Source organism: Paenibacillus sp. Mc5Re-14 (assembly GCF_001049835.1).
In the GTDB taxonomy this organism is placed as follows: Bacteria; Bacillota; Bacilli; order Paenibacillales; family Paenibacillaceae; genus Paenibacillus; species Paenibacillus polymyxa_C.
Map to the genome: position 1 here is coordinate 697,852 of NZ_CVPD01000001.1, position 18,530 is coordinate 716,381.

Consider the following 18,530-nt stretch of genomic DNA (forward strand, 5'->3'; position numbering starts at 1 on the left):
AAGACGAGTTGCTGCGTGCCTGTCATTTGACTTTCACGGTGCCTTCACCCAGCATCGATTCCATTCGATCAAAAAGCTGAGGAGAAGGCTTAATGCTGTAAGCATCACTCAACGCCAGCAGACGCTGGTTACTCTCGTAAAAAAGTACGGTAGGTACAGCACCGGGATGCTCCTGTAGCAATGCCTTTAGGCTGACTAGCAAGCTAGCGTCCTCCTCGGCCTGGCGGGTGATTTTGACAAACACCCGCTGACGGGCGGGCGATTCCGAGCCGCGCGGGGAAGGCACCTGCTCACTGTGAGCCGCTTCGCCTCTGCGTTGTGAAGAAGCCGCCACGGGACGAGCCTCTTTCTGCTGGGGCGACGCTGATGGAGCTGCTGCCGAAAGCGAGGTCGACACACGTGGCGCTCTCCCGCCTGTATTGCCAACAGCTGGCACGGATGTTCCAGCTGCTGCGGACGAACGTGCTCCGGTACGCCGGCGCTGAAGAAGCCGTGACAGCGCGTCTTCCGCCAACGGAACTGCCTCATCCGCTAGGAGCTTGAAGTGTTCGTCCTGCTGCTGCATCTTGGCGCGAAGTGCAAGCAAGGCACCTTTTTCAATCCACTGCTGGCTTCGCTTCCAAACTTCAGGAAACAGCACAACCTCACAGCGCTCAATCTGATCCTCCAGCTCAATGAAGGCCATGGCCTTTCCCTGCTTGGTCGTAATCGTCTTGAGTGACACCACCATGCCTGCGGTCACAATAACCGTTTCATCTGGCACATCGCTCAGCTCCATCAGACGATCCGCTTGGCTGCTTTCCAGCAGCGACTCAAAATCATCTAGCGGATGCCCAGACAAATACAGTCCCAGCAGTTCGCGTTCCAGCTCTAATTGCTGGCTAGTACTAAATGGGGGTACATTGGGATATTCGATATCCCAATTAGGCATTTCCACAAACCCAAACATATCAATTTGCAAATCGTCACGTTCCTTGCGCCATTTGGCAGCTGCATCCACCGTTTCATCAAGCATGGCAAGCAACTGTGCCCGATGGCCTGTCAATGAATCAAATGCTCCTGCCTGAATGAGCGATTCAATCACTCTCTTATTACACACCCTCAAATCAACACGTCGACAAAAATCGAGCAGACTGTCGAAAGGACGTTCCTTACGAACAGCAAGAATGCTTTCCATTGCTTGTGTGCCGACATTTTTAATTGCAGCCAGTCCAAAGCGGATATCACCGTGCTGTAATGGGGTAAACAGCACCCCACTCTCATTCACATCAGGCGGCAACACTGCGATATCCATACGACGACATTCGACGACATATTCAGCCACTTTTCGATGACTTCCCATTACGGCCGTCAGCATGGAAGCCATGAATTGCACTGGATAATGTGCCTTAAGATAGGCCGTCTGGAATGCTAGCACACCATAAGCAGCTGCATGGGCACGCGGAAAACCGTAGTCAGCAAAACGGACGATCATATCGTAAACCCTTCCAGCTTCCTCCTCCGTGTAGCCCTGTTTAATACTGCCATCGACAAAATGGCCACGCTCCAGATCCAGCACCTCGCGCTTTTTCTTGGACACCGCGCGGCGCAGCAGATCAGCCTCCCCCAAAGAAAAGCCAGCCATGCGCGAAGCAATCTGCATGATTTGTTCCTGGTACACAATAATACCGTACGTATCTTTTAAGATCGGTTCAAGATCAGGATGCGGATAAGAAATCTCAATCTGTCCGTGCTTAGCCTGTATAAAGTTAGGAATAAAGCCCATCGGACCCGGACGATACAAAGCCACGACAGAAATGATATCCTCAAAAACACTCGGCTTCAAATCCTTGAGCACCCGGCGTACACCAGCCGACTCCAGCTGGAACACGCCTCCTGTATCTCCTTTGCCCAGCAAGTCATAGGTATGCGGGTCATCATCGGGAACACGGCTAAAGTCAGGTGTTTCTCCATCCTGCTCCGCAATCCAGCGCATGCAACGTTCAATAATGGAGAGCGTACGCAGTCCGAGGAAATCCATTTTTAGCAAACCAATGCGCTCCAGATTTTCCATCGAGTACTGCGTTAAAGGAACCCCTTCACTCCCCTCTTGCAGCGGAACCGCATCGGTCAGTGGAGTCCGCGAGATGACAACACCTGCCGCATGTGTCGAAGCATGACGAGGCATTCCTTCTACTTTGATCGCCATATCCAGCAGTTCACGTGTCTTGGGCTTCGTTTCATACAGAGCCTTCAGCTCGGGGGTAATCTCCAGCGCATGCCGGATATTAATACCGAGCTGCGCCGGGATCAACTTGGCCGCCTTGTCCACCTCGCCATATGGCACGTTCAATACACGGCCGACGTCACGGACTGCGGCTCTTGCCGCTAATGTCCCAAAGGTAATAATTTGCGCTACATGCTCATTTCCGTACTTCTGTACTACATAGTCGATAACCTCATCGCGGCGTTCATCGCTAAAATCAATATCTATATCCGGCATGCTGATCCGTTCAGGGTTCAGAAACCGTTCAAAGAGCAAGTTGTATTTTATCGGATCGACATTCGTGATATTAAGCACATAGGCGACCAAACTACCTGCGGAGGAACCCCGTCCCGGACCGGTTGCAATCTTATGCTTATGAGCAAAAGCGATAAAATCCCATACGATCAGGAAATAATCGCTGAAACCCATACTATCGATCGTATTTAATTCGTAGTTCAGCCGCTGGTCCAGTCTTTCCCGCTCCTCTGGCTGCTCCCACACAGGATCGCCTCCGTAGCGACGCTCCAGCCCTTGCACGCACAGACTGCGCAAATAGGACGAAGACGTCATGTTCTCCGGCAGCGGGCGATATTCAGGCAAAATAGATTGGCCGAATTCCAGTTCCAGCTCGCACTTCTCAGCAATACGCACCGTATTGGCGATGGCTTCTGCTACATGTGGAAATAAACGAGCCATTTCCTCCTGACTTTTCAGATACAACTGACGTGTTGGTATCCGCAAGCGCTCCTCATCGTCAACTGTCTTCCCTGTCCCGATACAGATCAGGACGTCCTGGACATCAGCATCCGGCTCGGTTAAGTAATGCACGTCATTCGTCGCCACTAGCGGAATATCCAGTTCCTTTGCCAGTGCGATCAATTGAGGATTTACGCGTTTTTGCTCCGACAGACCATGATCCTGAAGCTCCAGATAAAAATCATCGCCAAAAATGCTACGGTATCGTTCCGCTGCACGTCGTGCTTCGGTTTCTCTGCCATGCAGCAAATGCTGCGGCACTTCACCGCCCAAGCAAGCGCTCAAGCATATGATGCCTTCATGATGGGCAGCCAAAGCATCCATATCGATGCGCGGCTTATAGTGAAAACCCTCCAAATGGCCAATGGAGCACAGCTTCATCAAATTTTGATAGCCTGTTTTATTTTTGGCGAGCAAAATTAAATGATATATAGGCTGATCCTTCCGGCTGCCACGCTCCTTGCGCGAGCCTGCCGTCATATAAGCCTCACACCCGATAATCGGCTTAATGCCGTTCTCTACACATGCTCTATAAAAAGGAATGGCACCGTACATGACCCCATGATCTGTAAGAGCCAGCGCCTTCATTCCGTAAGCTGATGCCTGTTTGACCAATTCCGCGGTACGAGCCGCGCCGTCCAGCAGGCTGTACTCGCTGTGAACATGCAAATGCACAAATGAACTCATGCGCTTCTCTTCCCTTCACCGCTTGATTTTCTTCAAACTATTTTATCATATCCGCGTTAGTAGCGCCCATAGAATAAAAGTACAGACCCGGGCGGACAAGCGCGGTCCTGATTCATATACCCAAGGAGGAAAAGGGCATGAGCACTTTTATATCCAAAGCGATTCTCGACTTCTTCATTGCCTTCGGCATCGTGCTCGGAGGAGCCATGCTCGGCGGAATGGGAGCTGTAGTATCGCTTCAGCCACCTACCCAGACGATGCTGGAGGTTGCAGGAAGGATTAAAATATGGGCGCTTGCCGCCGCTGTGGGGGGAACGATGGACCCGATCCGGGTCATTGAGAGCAATATGTTGGATGGTAATTTGTCACCTGCCATTAAGCAGATATTGTATTTGATTTTCGCCTTTCTAGGCGCTCATATGGGTGCAGAGCTGGTCAAGTGGGTATGCGGCAACGGACGGCCGTGAGGTGAAACGACTATGAGAGTTCCCCCCTTTGAGCGCCTGCGCCCTTTTATGCAATTATCCTCCGTTTTTGTACTCGGTATGATTACGGGAGGAATGATCTATAATGCCATCTGGCATGCGAGCTTCAATCAGCTGTGGGTGAACAACCAGGACCTTCAATTCCAGCTCCAGCAAGCCGAAGAGGACAACAAAACATTACGTAAATACAGCAAGCGCCAAACCGTCATCAAAGAAATCAAGCTGATCGCGGAGGAAGCTTCGGCTGAAAAAATTGACTCTATTAATCTGAAAGAGCTTCTTCGCCGCGTCAGTCGTGATCTGGAGGTGCTGCGCGGCAGAGATATGTTTGAGATTGATTCTGATAGCAAGCTGGTACGTATGTTGCTGCACCAAAAAAAATACACCGTTCGTGACAAGGAGTATACAATCCAGGTCAAAACGATGCTTGTAATGGAAGGTGTGCTGCAAATTTGGCTGGAGGCCAAAGAAAGACTGCCTCAAAGCCACTAATCGATCTATTTAACCCCACCTTTTGCTCCAATCCAGAGGTAGATCAACCATGTTCAATAGATTGGAGCGTCATTACTGCTTTGCACACCAAATGATTTTCCCGAGAAATCGCAATTTCTAGCTTACATGTGCGGCGACTCATCTCAAGCAGCAACGGACGAAGAACGACAGCATCCTCAATCTGTACCGGTCGAATAAAATAAGTCGTCAAATTATCCAGCACATAATCCTTGCCGCTCATATCTCTAGCTGCTCGGTAGCCCGCTTGTGTCATCACGTTGACCAGTACGCCTTCCGAGATCGTCCCTAAATTGGTGGCCATCTGTGGAATGATAAAACCGCGAAAAAATAAGGATCCGTCCTCATTACGCTCCTCAGCAAAACCGTTCCAAATCAGCTGGTCGAACGTCTCGCCCAGTTGTGGCTGCTTTTGGGCGTTACGCAGTGCTTCCAGCACCTCACGCCGTGTAACGGACCCAAGCAGCTTACGGTTGCGGTCCACGACCGGCAAGTAATCTACCCCTTCCCATGCCATCATTTGAGCAGCAGAAGCCAGCGAGGTCTGGTAGGTGACCGTAATTGGGTTACGGATCATACATTTATCCATCGTATGCTCAGGTTGAAGTCCTTCCACATCTTTACGGCTGACGATACCAATTAAACGATTCCATTCATCCACTATGGCAAAATGATGATATCCCGTGGTCGCTGATAGCTGTTCAAATTCGGTAAGCGTGCTGTTGATTTTCAAGGTCAGCGTCTTCGGTTTGCTTGCCGCAATGTCTTCAATCAACATAATTTTCTTTTTGATCAGGCGGTCAAATATTGCTCTATTAATCATAGATGCCACCGTAAATGTATCATGGCGCGAGGAAATAATCGGCAGACTAATCTGGTCTGCAAGCTGCTTAACCTCCCGACTCGTACCGAACCCCCCTGTAATCAGCACACCTGCCCCTTGCTCTAATGCAAGCGAATGCGCATCCTCCCGGTTACCTACGATCAGCAAACTGCCTGCGTCAATATAACGAGCCATCGCTTCCTCACGCATCGCCCCGATCACATACTTGTGCAACGGCTTCTCTAGCCCCTCGCTTCCGCCCAGCACATGTCCCTCTACAATGTTCACGACATCCGCAAAGGTCAGCTGCTCAGACAAGCCGCGTGGGCGCTTCTCCACTCGTACTGTTCCGATCCGTTCCTTGGTAATGACAATTCCCAAATTCTCTGCTTCTTTCACGGCCCGATAAGCCGTGCCTTCGCTAACGCTCATTTCTTTAGCCAACCTGCGTACAGAAATTTTGGAGCCTATTTTCAACTGCTCGATATGACGCAATAGCTGCTCATGCTTCGTAACTGTTTCATCTAGCCCGTCCAACCTGTTACACCCCCAACGTTCAATCTGTATCATTCTGTATCTATTATACCACAAAACCCCTTTGTTTTAGACCATTGTTATTAGGATATCTTTCCTTTGGAAATAACAAAAAAGCGGTCCCTTGTTACAAGAGACCGCTTCGTACTAGGATTGATTTGTAATTTAGGAGCAAGCTTAGGACAATCCGGAGGAAAACTTACAGCATATTGCCTTTGTCAGCTTTATTATCCCATTTCATCTGCCACTGCTGCATTTTGGCCCGTCGCACACGCTCCAGCGTTTTGCGTTTTTCCTCATCTACACCCAGCAAAAAATGCAGGTTCGCTCCGATGACAAGCAACGCAAAAAGTACCCATACCATCCCAAAGCCGTTGACCCAGTTCAAACCACCTGCCAGCGAGATGCGTGGTAACGCGACCAATACCATAGCCAATGCGATCAGTGTGTACATACCGTGTTTCCATTTTTTAAAAGAACCCAATCGTATCCCTTCCTCTCCCTGTGACTCTATGTATCTAGTCTATGAGAGGACAGGAAGGAATATGAGACAAACTTACAGAGACGAACCGTACAAATGTTGAAGACTGTCTGCAATAATCTTATTTACGTCCTCAATAATCACTGCCAGGCGACGTTCAGCGTCGAACAGACGACGGATGTTAAGGTTCAAGCTGAGTACCTCGAACATTTTTTCCATCTTTTCCATCTCTTCCTGTGCTGGCATATCGCCGCTCATCATCCGCTGTTGCACTTCCATTTGGCGTTCACGGAAATCGTCGAGCATTTTCTTGGCTTCCGGATCAGTCTCAATCAGCTTCATCGCTGACGTAATTTCCTCTACCTCTTTGCTTTCCTTCAATGCTTTCGCTAAATCATGGGCTTTGTCATAGATATTCATGATTGTTCATTCCTCCATTACAAGTTTTGTGTCAACATTTCACATTGTCCGTCAATCACCAAGGTATATATGTCCTCATATGATGAATCAGTGCTATTACAGCCCATTCACGTTTCCCGTTACTTTCAAGACATCAAGTTGCTGCCCGGAAGGAGATCCACGATGTCCATCAAAAAAACAACGATTCAAATCATCGGATCGGGCATCTTGCAGGATGACGTACTCATGGTCGGCGAGTCCCTGCTTCGCAAATGGAAAATATCCGCAGGCCACCCCGTTCAGCTCGCCTTCGGTTCGTTCCGCCAAGAGGTTACCGTCATATCGGTACCCCGATACAGCGGTCTACGCGTGGGAAGCGTGCTGGCCCGAAAAATGGGGCTTCATGCCAGTCATGACAGTTGTAATCTGCGAGTAACCTACAGCCGAGGCCGCCGGACACTTCGAGTGGGCCCACTTATTAGCGTGCTGGTTAGTCGGGACTATCCCGAACAGCCCGACAAGCCTTTCGGGTCGATCACCCTGTTCTGCCGTGAACTAGTCGGGGAATGCCGCAGACAAGGAGCATATGTGTATTTCTTCACCCCGGAGCATATCGGAAGTCAGCCCGGGCGAGTTCAGGGATGGGTGTATGACGGAGGCTGGAAAAAGACGGTCATGCCTGCCGGCGATGTCGTCAATAACCGGCTTACCTCCCGTAAACTCGAGAACAGAACTAGCGTACAGCATTTCATGAAAGAAGTAAAATCGCAGTACGGCACGGCCTTTTTTAATGAAAAGTTTTTGGATAAGAACGAAGTGTTTGATGCACTCAAATCGAATTCTTCCCTGCGCAAGTATTTACCCGAGTCCCACTTGCTGCAAACCTTTGCCGTTTTCAAAAAAATGTGCAACCAGTATCCCTCTGTTTTTCTCAAACCCGTGCGCGGAAGCCTTGGTAAAGGCATTATGCGCATTAACAAGCAAACCGATGGGACCTTTTCGGTCCTATCCACGACAGCGGGCACACCCCGAAGGCAAACGTACGCCAACGTCGATAAACTGTACAAAAGCTTAGCGGGAAAAATGAAATCAACACGTTTTCAGCTGCAACAGGGTCTTACCTTGATTGATCACGATAAGCGTCCGGTCGATTTTCGCGCGCTTGTACAAAAAAATGCGTCTGGAACCTGGACCGTAACATCCATTGTCGCTCGGATCGCAGGAGGCAGCCACTTTGTATCCAATCTGGCAAGAGGCGGTACGCTCAGTACAGTCAAGGAAGCACTGGCCAAAACCACGCTGCCCGCAACTGTTAAATCGAATGGTCTTACCTCTCTCAAAACAGCAGCACTGGATATCGCAAGCGGAGTAGAAAAGGCAATTCCCGCCCATTTCGCGGAATTTGGTATTGATTTGGCGATTGACAGCACGGGGCGTATCTGGTTGCTGGAGGTCAATTCCAAACCATCAAAAAATGACAATACACCGTTGAACGATCAGAAAACCCGCCCGTCCGTAAAAAAAATGATTGAATACTGCTGTTATTCAGCCGGATTCAAATGAATCTATCTCTTCCAGAGTCCGGCTGCCAAAGGAGCTGTTGTCGGTGTCTCTTGTTATGCCAGGCATGCTGGGCGTGCTTGTTAGCCGAAAGCAGGACGCTACTCCCCCTATTACCGAAGCCGATTTCTGCCGTAGGCTAAGTTTGTTGGGCAGGCGCTCTGGTATTAGCGTAATGGCGTTTACCGCCGAAGGAGTTTCACCTGAAGATCATTCCATACGGGGTTATGTTTATCGTGCTGGAGTATGGACATTCGGCCGCTTTCCCTTGCCGGATATTGTTTATAACCGCTGTCTCCATGTCCATGAGAGCCAGAATGTCAAGCGCACACTGGGAGACATAGCGGAGCAAAAATCGTGCAAGCTCATCTACTGGTCGCGTAACTTGCCTGGCAAATGGCAGGTATATCGCGCTCTGCATACGGTAGATAAAGTGCGGCCCTTTGTACCGCCTACGGCCCCATACCGGGATACGCTCCAGCTTGTGGAGTGGCTGCAACGCCATTCGGAGCTATTTATGAAACCACAGTCCGGAACACATGGCAAGGGCACGCTGTATCTCCGGCTGGCGGAAGGAGGTCAGGGACTGTACGTACAAGGCAGGAACTCCCAAAACCGCCCGTTCCGTCGCTTGTTTTCTGAATTGGATGCAGGATTGTCATGGATCGACGGTATTGCACACAAACGCGCCTATATCGTGCAGCCTTATTTGAAATTAACAAGCCAAAGCAATCATCCCTTTGATGTTCGCGCGCTCATGCAAAAGGACGGCAACGGCTGTTGGCGCCTGACGGGCTTTGCCGTGAGAGAAGGCAGAAAAGGAACTCTGACTTCCAATCTGCACGGTGGGGGCGAAGCCCATCCGGCAGAGCCTTACCTTCGTGAACAATTTGGCGTGGACAGCACACGTCTCATCATCGGGCAGATGATGGAGCTGTCCTTGACCATTGCCGGGGCGTTGGAGGAACGCTATGGTCGCCTTGGCGAGTTGGGAATTGATTATGGTATTGACCGGAGCGGGAATATCTGGCTGTTGGAGGTTAATTCCCGTCCTGGTCGGGCCTCCTTTTTTCAGACTCGTCAGCCAGAGTGCGCTTTTCGGTCGGTCAACCGCCCGCTCGAATATGCTCGATATTTAATGACCCATTCCAAAGCGACAGGGCCAAAGGGCGCGGGCGCCTCCCTTGAACATACGGTATAGGAGGATAAACAGATGAGTTTAACGCATTGCAATGTGCATTTCTCACAGCAGCCCGACAAGGTGGCGTATATATCCACTGCCTTGTTGAAAAGCCTTAAGTTATCTGGAGCCAAGTCCATTCGTTTGCGACTTGGCAAGGATCAGATTCCCGCAACAGTAAAACCCATTCAGAAGGCGGGACGTCATCTATACTTGACCTCCGGCTTACGCAATGCAATCCGTGTTCCCAAAAGCGGGTCTATCTATTTGCGGAATCTGGACGGAGATGTTCAGCTTGGACCGTTGATTGGAGTATTGTCTGATGCTACTAGCTCCACCACCCGCCCTTTCGGATCACGCACAGGCTTTATTAAGCAACTGTTGAAGGAAGGCAGCAAAAAGTCTTATATTTTTGCCTTCACTCCACGCGATATCAACTGGCAAAATGATACGATTAACGGCTATTTTCTGTCATCCAGCGGGGAGTTTATCCGTAAACTCGTACCTCTGCCGGACGTAATTTATAATCGTTTGCCGAGCCGTCGCTCTGATTTTTCCCCAGCAATCAATCAACTACGCGAACGCTTTTCCCGCAAACGAATTCCTTTCTTTAACTGGAGCTTTTTCAATAAATCCGATATCTATCATTTGCTAGAAAATAATCCAGAGGTTAACCGTTATGTCCCTGAATCCTATATGAATCCTAGCTCTGAACGTATTCGAGGTATGCTGGAGCGGCATCAATTTGCTTATTACAAGCCAAGTAGCGGCAGTCTCGGCAAAGGAATCTATCGTCTGTCCTATGTCCCCAAGCAAGGATACTATGTAAGGTACCGGAAAAAAAATAGCAATGTATTGCTGCGGTTCGCCTCTTTTAATTCCATGCTGAGGATGCTTCACTCCAATAAGGGGCAGACGCTAAAAGGCTACGTCATTCAGCAGGGCATTCAGCTGATCGAAATTGATAATTGCCCGATTGATTTTCGGTTTCATATGCACAAAGACGGTAATAACCAATGGGTCGTCGTTGGCATTGGAGCCAAAAAAGCCGGACGTGGCAGTGTCACGACCCATATCAAAAACGGCGGTTCCCTGATGACACCCGAGCAAGCGCTCGGTCGTGTATTCGGAGACCGGGCGGGTGAAGTGCTGCAACGTGCCAAGAATGTAGCAGTTACACTAGCAGAAGCCATTGAATATCACCACCAGCATCTACTGGGTGAAATCGGATTCGACCTGGGCATTGATCAGGATGAAAAGGTATGGATGTTTGAAGCCAATTCTAAGCCAGGTCGATCCATTTTTCAGCATCCATCGTTGCGTGCGGAGGGTAAAGCATCCGTGGAGCATATTTTGGACCACTGTCTTTACCTCAGTAAATTCCGCAGAAAAGAGGAACTATGAATACCCGGGCGGAGCAAAAACCAGTTGTTGCTGTATTGACAGTGCACGACGATGAACAATTTTTCAAGGGAAATCAGCGAAACTTCAGGGATATTCTTGAAACGGGAACGCGCATGGGTTATCAGGTATACATTGTTACTGTCAGGGACTTGAAACTGGCAGATGAAACAGTGAAGGGCTACATCTACAACAAAAACTCACAGATATGGGAGGAACAAAACTTCCCATCTCCACAGGTCATTTATAATCGTATCCCCAACCGTAATTATGAACTTAAAACATCTGTGCGCACAAAGCTGGATGAAATTGCACATGCCTCAGGCGTTGAGCTGTACAATCCAGGCTTTTTTAACAAATGGGAACTGTTCAAATGGCTCCGCACCTCGGAATCCACTCGTCAACTTGTTCCGATTACCAAACGGTTAAGCAACCTGTCATCCTTAGGAAAAATGCTGTCTGCATATCCATACCTGTATCTCAAACCGGAAAACGGTAAAGCCGGAAAGGGAATTATGATCCTCAGATTCAACCCAGAGCATCTGATGGCATACAGGTTGACCATTCAACATGACAAAAAAAGTATAACCTATCGATCTGTATCCTTGTCTCGGTTATGGGGACGTATTCGCCGAGAAGCAGGCAACTCCCCTTATATCATTCAGCAGGGTATCGATCTGGCAACCTATCAGAAAAAGCCCTTCGATTTGCGCATTCTAGTGCAAAAAAATGCCCGTGGCGCATGGAGCATTACCGGAGTAGGTGCCAGACTAGCGGGTAAGGGAAGTATTACAACACATGTTCCGCGCGGGGGAAGTGTGGAGGACCCGTTTATGCTGCTGTCCTCACTCTTTGGACCTGAGGATAGCACAGATTTACTGAATAAGGTTAAAAGTACGGCCATTCAGATTGCACGTCAAATTGAACGCGCATCCGGTCTTTCTCATGGTGAAATGTCCATGGATCTGGGCGTAGACACACTCGGAACCCTCTGGTTTTTTGAAGCCAATGCCAAACCGATGAAATTCGACGAGCCGGACATCCGTCAAAAATCACTTAGACGTATATTTCAGTACAGCTCCTTTTTGGCCGAACGAATGAAATAATCTCAAGGAAGTGGAATCATGCCGCAAATTAGCGATGTTCAACATTTGCCTGCCCGGAGTTGGGTACTGAGACGACGACAGTTGCTGTTTCTGGCTCGTAGCTCGGGCGGCATGCGCATTACTCGCAATGCTCTGCGGCAGTTGGCTGTTTTAACGCCGGAGCAATTGAACACCCCTGGCTCCTCCCTCCTGTGCGCATATGTGCGCACAGAGAAGGGGCTGCGGATTGCGGGATTTTCCCTCGCTCTGAATTATGGGAAGGATGCTTGCATCGTGATTGTTCGTCCGCTTTACCGGGGCCGCAGACTGGGCGCTAGACTGCTGTCCGCCCAGCTCCAACAGCTGCGCCGTCTGACGTGCAGCGTAGCCACCGACAATATGGCCAGTCTCAAAACCTGTTTTCGTGCTGGACTTATTGCACATGAAATGACAACTGGACCGACGGGGAAGCCCACGCTAATATTTTGTGGGGAGTTATCCGAAGATGAGCAGACGGCAGAGGAAGGTGGAATGCTGTGCCAAAACCTGTCCTAGGCATCATGACTTTGTATTTGAACAGTAAGAAACAACTGGAGGAACGTGACATATATGAACGCATGATTGCAGAAGGAAAAAGGCTGGGACTGGATATGTATGTATTCACTCCTGCGGATGTCCATAAGGATCGCAGACTGCTCCTTGCCCAAATCTATGATCCACACAGCGATAAATGGACTCGAAAATGGCGAGAATTTCCGGATATGATTTTCGACCGCTGCCGAGTGCAGCGCAGTGAGCGGTATCGTCAATTAAAGAAATTCCGATTGCAGTATACAGACCTTGTTTATTTAAACCGACCGCTGAGTAATAAATGGGCCATTCATCAGCAGCTTGCGAGAAAGGCTGCCTTTCGTCCCCATCTGCCTGCAACAGAGCCGTTCGATGGATTTCATAGTGTAAAGCGAATGCTCAAACAGAATTCACTAGTATACCTCAAGCCAATTAACGGCACGGGAGGCCGCGGCATTTTACGCATTGAGCCTGTTAACAAGCAGAGCGGCCTGTATCTGATTGAGGGACGCAATCGCAAACGCCATATTATTCCTCAGCAGCGGGTACGTCTGGATCGTCTGGAGCCGCGTCTGAGCAGCTGGAACATGGATAACTACATTGTTCAGGAAGGCATTCCTGTGCAGTTGCCGAATGGCAGGGTCCATGATTACCGTATGCTGGTACAGAAAAATAGCCAGGGAGTATGGGAGCTAACGGGATGTGCCGGACGCATCGGGGCACATCGGAGTGTCACTTCCAACCTACATGGCGGAGGCAAGGCAGTGCCGATGAAGCAATTGCTGACGCAATGGATTCGTGATGAAGACCAGAGAGAGAAAATCATCAAGCAAGGGGAAAAGCTCGGCCTGGACATTGCTGCGTATCTGGAAGAAAGCTATGGGGCATTATGTGAACTTGCGCTCGATTTGGCAATCAATAAGGACGGTCATATCTACGTGCTCGAGGTCAACCCGAAGCCGGCTCGCGAGGTATTTTCACGCATTGGCGAAAAAGAAACCTATCGTCGTGCCATCACCAAGCCCATGGAATACGCCCTGTGGGTCTACCACACTCAGATTAATCCGAAGCCGCAGACGGAACAAAAAACAGAAGAACAAACAGAAGATAAGACAGAGAGTAAAGCAAAGGAAGGCTCCGCCTAAGTGGCTGCCTTCCTTTGTTTTGTTATCGCCCAACATCGTTTACATGTATTATTTATATGATACGCCACAGCATTTATAACTCTTATCTGTGCTTTCACAGTTACTCGGCGTTTTTATAAAGTGTAAGCAGCTGGGTAAAGTCCGTAATAATCGCATCGGACCCTTCCAACTCATCATTCACACCAAATCCAGCGTAAGCACAGCCGATCACGGTCTGTCCGTTCTTTTTGCCAGCTTCCACATCGGAGGAACGATCTCCGACCATCCATACATTCGAAATATCGTGCTTGCTCAACAGAATTTCTAGCAAATTCACTTTGGAAAGCGTACTGTATTCCCCAGCGCTGTACAGTCCTTCAAAAATAGGAACCATTTCATACGCATCAGCAATCCCCTTTACGTAAGCCTCCAGCCCGTTACTGGCTACGAATAATCGGACACCTTGCTCATGAAGTGCCTGGAGTGTTTCTTTTACATGTGGATACAGAGCATGACTTCCATTCTTCAACCCCTCCAGCTCCAGCTGAAGCAACAACTCGTCCGCTCTTCTGTGAGCTGCTTCACTGGCTTCTGGCATTACTCTTCTCCAGATTTCATCCAGCAGCATACCCAAACTATTCAAAATAAGCTCCTCCGGAGGAGTCTCTCCTTCATAAAGCCCTTCGGCGCGCAGCGTATCAAACAGCTTGTGATACGCAGGAAGCAGCAACGTCTCCGTCTGAAAAAGTGTACCGTCCATATCAAATACCATAGCCTCAGGTTTCTTCAACACAGGTGCATTGTTCATGTAGTTATCAGTCATTCCTTTCCTATGTAAGTTTACACTCCGACCCCTCTCATGATAAGCAATAAGAGAGGTCCGTGTAAACCTCATTGCGCATACCGTTAACTCTTATATTTTTTTAGAACGGTCCTAAAACAATGTAATCCGCCCCACATATCTGTGTGTAGAGCTCCCCGCGGAAGCTTGAGATCCACACCACTCCAATACGAAAATCCCGCTTGTTCTATCCATTGTTCCATCGCTGAAAGATCTACTGTAGGGTAATCAAACGTCAACAGAAGCATTCCGTCATCTCGTAAAGTTCGATGAAATTCACGCAAGGCTGCCAAAGATTCATCGGGCGTTAAATGCTCCAACACTGAGATACATACAATTTTGTCAAAACTGGCATCCTCATAGGGCAGGGCGGTCAGATTGGCATGGGCGGAGTGGAGCCGAACCGGTAAAATCTCCTGAATGCGCTCAGCGGCCTCCTCTCCAATATCCCGCCGCACCTCGGCCAAGATAGCATCTACAGAAACGATTCGTATATCCAGATCGCAGGCATAGACCTGAGCGCAACGGCGGGCCAGCTCAAATTTGAATGGATGAGGGATACCACATGCCGCATCCAATACTGTATCTTGCCCAGACATAAATTGGAGACACCATTCATACTCATAGGGACGACTCCACCAGCTTTGAGGGAGTCTGTAAATCATGTTGGACGAGTTGGGATCAGAATATACAAAAAAGCGAGACAGATACGGGTCAGCCATATTCATGAATGTAGCCTCCTCCTTTGGAGATGTTTAGATTACTCTTGCTACACAGCATAATTCATGACCCCGTTTCTCGCCTTGAAGTTTAGCCAACAATCCCATTTGTTCCGTAAAGGCAAGCTCACCGTACAATGGATGTGCTTGCAGCAAGGCATCCAAACCAGCAGGAAGCTGGCGGGTGAACAAAGCCACCGGACGCAAGCCGGACTTTTCCAGCAAGAGCGTCAGCGTATGATCTGAATAATGGTACAAATGATCTTCCTCCGTAAATAAAGGTGAATGAACGCCGTAAGCCTCGTTGGTAAACGAGTTCTTATTGGGCACCGTAATATATAACGTTCCGTCAGGTTGAAGCTGATCGCACAAATCCGTCAAAAATGCGACTGGGTCCGCGATATGCTCCAGCACATGCCAGCATGCGATGGCTTCGTATTGGTGCTCCAAAGATAAGTCCAGTTCTTCCTCTAAACTTTCGGCCTCAATCCCTTCCTGAGCTTCATGAGCTTGGTGAATTTCCACTTCCACAGATTGTTGTGTTTGAGCATCTAATTCTGTTTCACCGTTCCAATAGCCGGGTAATAAATCTACCTCATATTTGCTTTTGGCGTAGGCACGCGAGTCACTGGACGGCTCAATGCCCACTGCATTCCAGCCAGCTTGAAGGGCAGCATGGATAAATTCTCCGGTGCCTGAGCCAATCTCTAGCAATTTTCCTTTTCTGGGACTGAACATATCGAGCAACATAAGTCCAAAAAGAGCATGATCCCCATAGGTGGACGCCGCTGCACTATCCCGCATAGCAACCCAATTGGCATTATAAATCTCTGCTATCATTTCCTCAGACTGAATATGATCCACATCCTTACGAAAAACCAATCCACAGGAGCCGCATCCCATCAAGGTAAAGCGTTGATAATCATGAAATACTACCGTGTCAGATGAGCCACACAGTTTGCATTTTACACTCTGCTCTGCTCCTTTCCCCTTCTCCGCAGCATAAAAGGTGTCCTTGGTTTCACTTTTTATTTGTGGTTCGGGTTTGTTCATAACCTGTACACTGGCCACCTTGGCGACATCCGAGGCGTCCACCTGATGGGCAGGTTCATATTCTGGTGTAGGTTCTTTTTCTGTATTTTTGTTGTCCTGATCCACCCAGAGCGTGAGTTGTGGGTTCGGGTCCAGAATTGATTCATATTGCTCTTTCCATCCATAACGAGCACTTGGGTCAAGCAGCTGGTACCGCTCAAATTTAGCCATGCGAATAGCAGGTGTATACCAACCCCAATGCTGAATACGGTAGTTGCTGATCTCTGTGGGAAGATCAAGTACATTTTCGGGTAATCTCCCACAGTGCAAGGACTGCTCCTTCCATTTATAAGGGAATCCCTCTTTATATCGAATTAAAAAAGGACGGTAATACCGATGAGCCTGCCAATATTCATCATCACGGTAATGCGTGGAAGACCACATATCAAACAACCTGAAACAAATCGTATCCGCTTTCGTTCCCGCTAACAAAGAATGTACCCCTTGGGCAAAGCGGGATTCGAACATTTCGTCAGCATCCATGCTTAATATCCATTCGGGAGAGGCAGCCAATGTCTCTCTCCACTGCTGCTTTCGCAGTTCGACTTCATTGGTAAAAGAGGGTGTTTCATTACGGATCAGACGCAGTGGAATTCCTTGTAAGATTTCCCGGCACAACTCTCCGCTATCGTCATGACTACCATCATCAATAATGACTGCTTCATCAATGTATTCCCGGTGACTCAGCAGCACGTCTGTAAGCTTGTGATCTGCCTCATTGTATACCGTCATGGTCAGCGTCAATTTAGGATTAGAGACAGGCGGTGTATAAAGCTCACTTTGTCGTGGACCAGTGAACGTTGGTGGTACAACAAACGAATCCGCTGTGTACTTGGCAAAGACAGCAGTTTCGTGGAGATGATCGGGTATAACTGGAGGTTCAGGGAACTTAGGGGTTCTTGAAGATGCTGAACGATTGAAGGTTGGAGAGCTTGGAGAAGTATCAGAGTATTCCGCATGTGTTACATGCTCTGGATGGTTCGATGTAAAATATTTTAGGGTGAATAATAGCTGTTCTGCCTTCATTCGATCGGCTTCCCGATATAGATGCATTGCCGGATAGTGTGTGTCTACAAAAAGTGGAAATCCATATGCAGCCGCCCGAATACAAAAATGTCGATCTTCTCCCCAATAAGAAACGTTTTTGATTTTGCCAAAATGAATTCCTGCTTCCAGCGCCCGTCTGCGGATTAAGGTGCAAGCGCCTAGACCACCCACCTCATACAAACCAGGAACATGCAACTGGTGTATAAAATGCAACTCACGTTGCGCTCGCTCCTCTGCCGACAACACTTCGCCATCTTCACGGTGAAACAAGTTATATTCATCACTGACCCACACTTGAGGCAATAACGGTCCTTCCGGTTGCCAACGTGTCCAGAAAATCTCTGATACGATATCCTTCTCTGTCTCCACCAGCCTGCACAAGGTACGAGAATGGAGAACCAGGTCTGAATCGACCAGAAACAACGCGTCATAATTGTGCTGAAGGGCATATTCAATAAGACGATTTTTAAAGCCAGCCACTTTCCATACGAGAGCAGGCGGCCAATAATGAGTGTGCTCATCACTACGGTTCTCCACTTGCTGCGAGCCTGTTAACAAGGGCAAAACCCGACCCGGTAGCCGATTGGAAAAGTCAACTAGCCACTGGCTTGAAATCGGATTGTCATTATCATCGACAAACAAATAATCCGGTAGCACGTCAGGTGTCTCCAGGCGCTCCAAGGCTTGAAGAAACAAAGACAAAATTTCCGGCTTCTGGTGCACCGGGCTGCCGATTAATATACGCATGTGTCAACGCCTCCATCAGGCGGAAGCCTCATAACCGTTCCCCTCCATGTCCTAACGCATACCATAATTGCGACCAAGCGATTGGGAGTGAGCGTGGTATGAATGGACTTACACCTGGAAATATCATTGAAAACGACAACAATACAAAATACAATCTCCCCATTCAACGATAAAACCCATCCTGTTGCACGTCCTAACCCGGAATGTCACGCACATCGCTCAATCCATTCTCTCCCCCCAAACA

The 18,530-nt window shown here is 48.8% G+C and carries 15 protein-coding genes; 8 read left to right on the forward strand and 7 right to left on the reverse strand.

The window, feature by feature from the left end; all coding sequences use genetic code 11:
• Positions 1 to 22: 22 nt before the first annotated feature.
• Entirely contained in the window at positions 23 to 3,688 is a 3,666-nt protein-coding gene (locus BN1546_RS03190) for a DNA polymerase III subunit alpha (protein ID WP_090735935.1), read from the reverse strand.
• Between the two features lie 137 nt (positions 3,689 to 3,825).
• Here BN1546_RS03190 and BN1546_RS03195 point away from each other — a divergent pair, with 137 nt between their 5' ends.
• A complete protein-coding gene (locus tag BN1546_RS03195; protein ID WP_013309582.1) occupies positions 3,826 to 4,155 on the forward strand; it encodes a YtrH family sporulation protein in 330 nt (109 codons plus the stop codon).
• A 12-nt stretch (positions 4,156 to 4,167) separates the two neighbouring features.
• Entirely contained in the window at positions 4,168 to 4,665 is a 498-nt protein-coding gene (locus BN1546_RS03200) for a sporulation membrane protein YtrI (protein WP_013370335.1), read from the forward strand.
• 43 nt (positions 4,666 to 4,708) lie between these two features.
• On the opposite strand, the gene BN1546_RS03205 is transcribed toward BN1546_RS03200, so the two are convergent.
• From BN1546_RS03205 to BN1546_RS03215, 3 genes are all read right to left on the reverse strand, one after another.
• The gene (locus tag BN1546_RS03205; RefSeq protein ID WP_058711216.1) at positions 4,709 to 6,043 is read right to left on the reverse strand and encodes a DRTGG domain-containing protein; all 1,335 of its coding nucleotides are present in this window, start codon (positions 6,041 to 6,043) and stop codon (positions 4,709 to 4,711) included.
• A 196-nt stretch (positions 6,044 to 6,239) separates the two neighbouring features.
• Positions 6,240 to 6,524, reverse strand: a complete 285-nt coding sequence (locus tag BN1546_RS03210; RefSeq protein ID WP_013370333.1) for a hypothetical protein — start codon at positions 6,522 to 6,524, stop codon at positions 6,240 to 6,242.
• A gap of 72 nt (positions 6,525 to 6,596) precedes the next feature.
• Positions 6,597 to 6,941 carry a YlbF/YmcA family competence regulator gene (locus BN1546_RS03215; RefSeq protein WP_013370332.1) on the reverse strand — a complete coding sequence of 115 codons (345 nt, stop codon included), beginning with the start codon at positions 6,939 to 6,941 and terminating at the stop codon, positions 6,597 to 6,599.
• Between the two features lie 162 nt (positions 6,942 to 7,103).
• On the opposite strand from BN1546_RS03215, the gene BN1546_RS03220 reads away from it, so the two are divergent.
• Genes BN1546_RS03220 through BN1546_RS03245 form a run of 6 tightly spaced genes read left to right on the forward strand, consistent with a single transcriptional unit; the run spans position 7,104 to position 13,861 of the window.
• Positions 7,104 to 8,483, forward strand: a complete 1,380-nt coding sequence (locus tag BN1546_RS03220) for a YheC/YheD family endospore coat-associated protein (protein WP_090735937.1) — start codon at positions 7,104 to 7,106, stop codon at positions 8,481 to 8,483.
• Positions 8,484 to 8,526: 43 nt separating this feature from the next.
• Positions 8,527 to 9,681 (forward strand): YheC/YheD family endospore coat-associated protein, encoded by a 1,155-nt coding sequence (locus BN1546_RS03225; protein ID WP_013370329.1) that lies wholly within the window; start codon positions 8,527 to 8,529, stop codon positions 9,679 to 9,681.
• Positions 9,682 to 9,693: 12 nt separating this feature from the next.
• Entirely contained in the window at positions 9,694 to 11,064 is a 1,371-nt protein-coding gene (locus BN1546_RS03230; RefSeq protein WP_090735940.1) for a YheC/YheD family endospore coat-associated protein, read from the forward strand.
• Positions 11,061 to 12,167, forward strand: coding sequence for a YheC/YheD family endospore coat-associated protein (locus BN1546_RS03235; protein ID WP_040101723.1), 1,107 nt, complete (start codon positions 11,061 to 11,063; stop codon positions 12,165 to 12,167). Before BN1546_RS03230 ends, BN1546_RS03235 begins: the two co-directional genes overlap by 4 nt.
• An 18-nt stretch (positions 12,168 to 12,185) precedes the next feature.
• A complete protein-coding gene (locus BN1546_RS03240; protein ID WP_040101724.1) occupies positions 12,186 to 12,701 on the forward strand; it encodes a GNAT family protein in 516 nt (171 codons plus the stop codon).
• Positions 12,683 to 13,861 carry a YheC/YheD family endospore coat-associated protein gene (locus tag BN1546_RS03245; RefSeq protein WP_013370325.1) on the forward strand — a complete coding sequence of 393 codons (1,179 nt, stop codon included), beginning with the start codon at positions 12,683 to 12,685 and terminating at the stop codon, positions 13,859 to 13,861. Before BN1546_RS03240 ends, BN1546_RS03245 begins: the two co-directional genes overlap by 19 nt.
• A 100-nt stretch (positions 13,862 to 13,961) precedes the next feature.
• On the opposite strand, the gene BN1546_RS03250 is transcribed toward BN1546_RS03245, so the two are convergent.
• The 3 genes from BN1546_RS03250 to BN1546_RS03260 form a co-directional block, all read right to left on the reverse strand.
• A complete protein-coding gene (locus BN1546_RS03250; protein ID WP_090735942.1) occupies positions 13,962 to 14,663 on the reverse strand; it encodes an HAD family hydrolase in 702 nt (233 codons plus the stop codon).
• An 83-nt stretch (positions 14,664 to 14,746) separates the two neighbouring features.
• Entirely contained in the window at positions 14,747 to 15,409 is a 663-nt protein-coding gene (locus BN1546_RS03255) for a class I SAM-dependent methyltransferase (RefSeq protein WP_025676031.1), read from the reverse strand.
• Between the two features lie 27 nt (positions 15,410 to 15,436).
• Positions 15,437 to 18,286 (reverse strand): methyltransferase domain-containing protein, encoded by a 2,850-nt coding sequence (locus tag BN1546_RS03260; protein ID WP_090735945.1) that lies wholly within the window; start codon positions 18,284 to 18,286, stop codon positions 15,437 to 15,439.
• Positions 18,287 to 18,530: the final 244 nt, after the last annotated feature.